Annotated in this window: 5 protein-coding genes; 3 read left to right on the top strand and 2 right to left on the bottom strand. The window is 35.6% G+C overall.

Going from position 1 to position 4,864, the window contains the following annotated elements:
- Positions 1-42: 42 nt before the first annotated feature.
- Positions 43-954: an NAD-dependent epimerase/dehydratase family protein gene (locus RR554_RS11725; protein WP_332468101.1), complete on the top strand. Its 912-nt coding sequence runs from the start codon at positions 43-45 to the stop codon at positions 952-954.
- Positions 954-1,607, top strand: coding sequence for an HAD-IA family hydrolase (locus RR554_RS11730; RefSeq protein WP_332468102.1), 654 nt, complete (start codon positions 954-956; stop codon positions 1,605-1,607). The genes RR554_RS11725 and RR554_RS11730 overlap by 1 nt, the downstream gene beginning before the upstream one ends.
- A 56-nt stretch (positions 1,608-1,663) precedes the next feature.
- Here RR554_RS11730 and RR554_RS11735 read toward each other — a convergent pair whose 3' ends face one another.
- Positions 1,664-2,626 carry a nucleoside hydrolase gene (locus tag RR554_RS11735; RefSeq protein WP_332468103.1) on the bottom strand — a complete coding sequence of 321 codons (963 nt, stop codon included), beginning with the start codon at positions 2,624-2,626 and terminating at the stop codon, positions 1,664-1,666.
- 140 nt (positions 2,627-2,766) lie between these two features.
- Entirely contained in the window at positions 2,767-4,104 is a 1,338-nt protein-coding gene (locus RR554_RS11740) for a M20 family metallopeptidase (protein ID WP_332468104.1), read from the bottom strand.
- A gap of 104 nt (positions 4,105-4,208) precedes the next feature.
- Here RR554_RS11740 and RR554_RS11745 point away from each other — a divergent pair, with 104 nt between their 5' ends.
- Entirely contained in the window at positions 4,209-4,793 is a 585-nt protein-coding gene (locus RR554_RS11745; protein ID WP_332468105.1) for a uracil-DNA glycosylase family protein, read from the top strand.
- Positions 4,794-4,864: the final 71 nt, after the last annotated feature.

Genomic DNA, 4,864 nt, shown 5'->3' on the forward strand with positions numbered 1-4,864 from the left:
TAGGCTATAATAGAAGACAATGAAAAGTAAAAGGAGAACGTGATGAAAAAAATACTAATAACAGGTGGAACGGTATTTGTTAGCCGAACCTTAGCTGAATATTTTGTCTCAAAGAAAGAAGATGTTTACGTTCTAAATCGTAATAACCATCCACAGCCTAAAGGTGTTACATTGATAGAAGCAGACCGTTATAACTTAGGAGCGACTTTATCAAATTACTCATTTGATGTGGTGATTGATGCTAATTCTTATACTGGAGAAGAAGTGAGTTTACTGTTAGATGCTCTACCCGAGATTAAAGAGTATATTTTTATCAGTACAAGTGCAGTTTATCCAGAAACTTTGAGCCAACCTTTTAAAGAAACACAACAAGTTGGAGCAAACAAATATTGGCAATCTTATGGAACAAACAAAATCGAGGCAGAAGAAATTCTCGCTAAAAGAGTGCCGCAAGCTTATATTTTAAGACCTGCCTATATTTATGGACCATATAATAATGCATACCGTGAAGCGTTTGTTTTTGATTGTGCGACTTCTAAACGTCCATTTTATCTGCCAAGCTCAGGTGATATGATTCTTCAATTTATTCATATGAATGATATTTGTAAATTGGTCGATAAATTACTCGAAACTAAACCTGTGGAGAAGATTTATAACGTTGGAAATGAAGTCACAGTGACGATTAAAGAGTGGGTAGAGATGTGTTATGACGTAGTAGGTGAATCTGTTGAATTCATTGAAGTAAGCAGTGATGTACCTCAGTCAAGTTATTTTAGTTTTCCAAATTACGAATACATTCTTGATGTGTCAAATCAAACAGCAGTTATTGGCGAAACGATAGACATGAAAGAAGGCTTGAGAGAATCGTGGGAATGGTACCGAGAAAATCAAGAGGTTGTTACTAAACGTGATTATTTTGGAGCAATTGAAAAAATGCTAGAGGAGAAAATTTAGTGAGAAAAATTATTTTATTTGATTTAGATGGTACCTTGATTGAATCAGGTGAGGGAATTATAAACTCGCTCCATTACGCTATTGAAAAGATGGGATTACCTGAGCAAACTTCAGAAGATTTAAGAGTGCTTATAGGTCCTCCTTTATTGGAGCAGTTTATGTCATATTTTGATTTAACAAAAGAAGAAGCAAAAAAAGCTGTCACATTTTATCATGAACGTTATCATCCTGTTGGTTTGTATGAAGGTAAACCATATCAAGGAATTGAGCATATGTTAAAAGAACTATCAGAAAAAGGCTATATTTTAGGAGTCGCGTCATCAAAACCACAACATTTGGTGGAAGAAATTTTGCAACATGTTAACTATACTCATTATTTTACATTGATTGTGGGTAGTGGTGAAGGTGACATTAGAAATACAAAAAGAGCCGTGATAAAGGAAGCTTTAAGAGAAGTCTCATTTGATGAAAAAAGTGATAACGTTTGGATGATAGGAGACAAAGAGCATGACGTATTAGGTGCTAGAGAAGTAGGAGTCCTTTGTGTGTCTGTTCTTTATGGTTACGGAACAAAAGAGGAAATTGAAAGTGTGTCACCCTTAGTTATTGTTCAAACAGTTGAGAAACTACACCAATTACTTTTAACCTTTTAGCAAACATAAAAAGCATGTTACTTGTTGAAAATCAATAAAGTAACATGCTTTTAAATTTAAAGAGTGTATTCATTTAGGTTAATGTCACTGTACATTTTAATACAATTTTCAACAATATCCCAAAACTTATCAACATCAATATCTGTCGCAATATTTGAGTTAAAAGGTTTGTCAGTTAGATGGAAAAGGTCACAGTTAGTTCGGCCGTAGCTTTGTTCACTGCGAATCTCAATATCTGTGTGAGCTTCTTTTAACGTTAAAACAGAAGGATCAATTAAATAAGCGATTGTAGTAGGGTCATGAAGCGGGGCACCTTCCCACCCAAAAGTTCTTTTTTGACTTTCTATGAAAAATGACATTAAATCTGAAAAAAGTTTAGAGGCAGGATTAGTATGAGTGCTCATCCTTTTAACAATATCCGTTGTACATAATACTTTTCGAGTGATATCTAAGCCACACATCGTTACTTTTACACCACTTTCAAAAACAACAAAAGCAGCTTCAGCGTCTGCAAAAATGTTGAATTCTGCAGCTGGTGTTACATTTCCCATTTGATAAGAGCCACCCATTAAGATGATTTCTTCTATTTTTGGAATAATGCGAGGTTCAATTCTCATAGCCATTGCAATATTAGTTAAGGGTCCTGTAGCAACAAGCGTAATATCCCCTTTAGATGCCATTAAAGTACTGATTAGAAAACCAACGGCATGGAGCTCTTTAGCTTCTTTTTTTAACGGACCAAAAACAGGACCATCTAAACCAGATTCTCCGTGAATACGCTCTTCAGTTGGAGGAGATGCTATCACCATTGGTCGATCCATTCCTTGAAAGACAGGAACTAAAATTTCTAAGTATTGGCATATATGTAAAGCGTTTTTAGTTGTTTTATCAATTGTTTGATTGCCTTTAACGACAGTAATACCAAGTAAATCGATGAAAGGATGTCTACCTGCCATCATAATAGCAACTGCATCATCGTGCCCAGGATCACAATCTAATATTATTTTACGTCTATTCATTCATTTTACCTCCTAAGTGTTTATTAATACTAACTTAAAATGTATCTTTTTCATGAGTCTATGTCAATAGATTATTAACAGGATTAAATCTTATCTTTTTAAAACAAAAAAACCACTTTAGAAGTGATTTTTTTGTTATTTTATTTTTTGCCACATAAACGATAAATTGCTTCGGCGTAAATTTCCATTGTTTTTTCCATCTCATCTAATTGCCAAACTTCATTGGCTTGATGCATGGTGTCTTTTGTCTTTTCAAACATGGCTCCAAAAGCTACGCAATTTTCCATGGTTCTAGCAAAAGTTGCGCCACCAGAAATCATCGGCTCACGCATGTCTCCCGTCATGTCGCGGTACGCACCTAATAAAGTGGTCACAAGTTCAGAATCAACAGGAACATATAATGAATCTAAAAAGTCAAATTCTTCATAAGCGAAGCCAAATTCTTTTGTTTTCTCCGCTAAATCATGAGCTAATTGTTCTTTTTCAATTGTTACAGGAATACGGATATCAAGACCAATTTTAGTTTCTTGAGGAGAAATACTAACTGTTGCTGCATTAAATGTTAGTGCCCCAGATGCTTCATCTCTCACGTCCCCTAAAAGACTAACCCCATTAGCATCATCTTTGATAACACCACCTAGTAAATGTAACGCTGGGTGTTCGTAATGAGGTATCATTGCTTCAGCTAAGCGAGTATTAGCGTTAATACCAATAGGTGCATCTTTAGAGTGAATGGCTTTTCCTTTAACACTAATTGTTGAACCATCTTGAGTAAACTCGTAACCAAGCTGTGTTAAACTCTCAGCAATAGCATCAGCCTTTTCACCTGTATAAGTCGCTGTATCAGGAACAACATTCAGTGCTGCGCCACCTTCAAAGGTAAAATCAGAACTACCAACACCAGTTAAATAAGATTGAAGGAGTCCTTTTTCTGCGTAAATCACAGGGAAGTTGGCATCAGGAGCAATCCCCATGTCGATACCTTGTTCTTTTTGATGGTATTGTTCCATACAACGCCATAAATTTTCTTCATCTGTTCCAAAAATAAAGCGAATTTTTTTATTTAACGTAACACCAGCGTCAAGTAATGACTTCACTGCGTAAAGAGCTGCAATGGTTGGACCTTTGTCATCTTGAACTCCACGACCATAGATTGCGCCATCTCGAACAGAAGCTTTAAAAGGAGGTGTGTCCCAAAGTGAGACGTCTCCAGCAGGCACAACATCTAAATGACACAGCACACCAAACGTTTCAGTCCCTTCGCCAATTTCAGCGTAACCGTAATAGCCATCTGGATCAATAAAAGTCGAGAAGCCTTCTTCTTTAAATAAAGCCAAACACTCTGTTAAAGAATCAAGAATGTCCTGACCAAAAGGGGCCCCGTCAACACTATCTTGTAAATAAGATGGCACTTTAATAAGTCTTTCTAAAGAAGTAATTGCTTTTTCTTTATGTGTTTCTGTAATAAATTGTTTCATCAAATCACCTTTCTTCGTTTCTTTCTATTCTATCATATTGTTGATAATGAATGTGCTATACTCAAAGAGAAGATAACAGTCAATCAAAGGAAAAGAGTGATGTTATGACGAATATAGAGATGATTAGAGAACAAATAATGATAGATTCAGAAAATCAGGCGTTTCAAGAAAAAGGTTGGAATCCCGTTTTTTTAGCGAGTGAGGAAGCAAAAATTGTCATTATTGGGCAAGCACCTGGCATTAAAACACAAGAAAAAGAAGAGGTCTTTCGCGATAAAAGTGGTGAAAGGTTACGAGAGTGGATGGGTGTCACAGAAGAAGAGTTTTATCATTCAGGTAAAATTGCGGTGTTACCACTTGATTTTTACTTTCCAGGAAAAGCTAAAACAGGCGATTTACCACCAAGGAAAGATTTTGCTGATAAATGGCATCCGCATCTTTTAAAGGAGATGCCAGATGTTGAGTTAATTATTTTGATGGGAGCTTATGCCCAAAAGCACTATCTAAAAAATAAAATGAAGAAAAATTTAACGGAAACGGTGTTAGCTTATCAAGAATATTTACCTGAGTATTTTCCAATTGTTCATTCGTCACCGCTGAATTTTCGTTGGTTTAGAAATCATCCTGAATTTGAGGAGAATATTGTGCCAGTATTGAGAGAGATTATTAGAGAGATAATGGGAAAATAAAAAAACAGCAAGTAACCTGATTTAATCAGAGAGACTTGCTGTATTTATTAAAAGATTATACTTTTGGAACA

The organism is Vagococcus sp. (assembly GCF_036639995.1).
Classification (GTDB): domain Bacteria; phylum Bacillota; class Bacilli; order Lactobacillales; family Vagococcaceae; genus Vagococcus.

What these genes read in the sequence shown, in the direction of transcription:
- RR554_RS11745 (WP_332468105.1), top strand. Translation starts at nt 4,209, where the DNA reads ATGACGAATATAGAGATGATTAGAGAACAAATAATGATAGATTCAGAA.
- RR554_RS11735 (WP_332468103.1), bottom strand. Translation starts at nt 2,626, where the DNA reads ATGAATAGACGTAAAATAATATTAGATTGTGATCCTGGGCACGATGAT.
- RR554_RS11725 (WP_332468101.1), top strand. Translation starts at nt 43, where the DNA reads ATGAAAAAAATACTAATAACAGGTGGAACGGTATTTGTTAGCCGAACC.
- RR554_RS11740 (WP_332468104.1), bottom strand. Translation starts at nt 4,104, where the DNA reads ATGAAACAATTTATTACAGAAACACATAAAGAAAAAGCAATTACTTCT.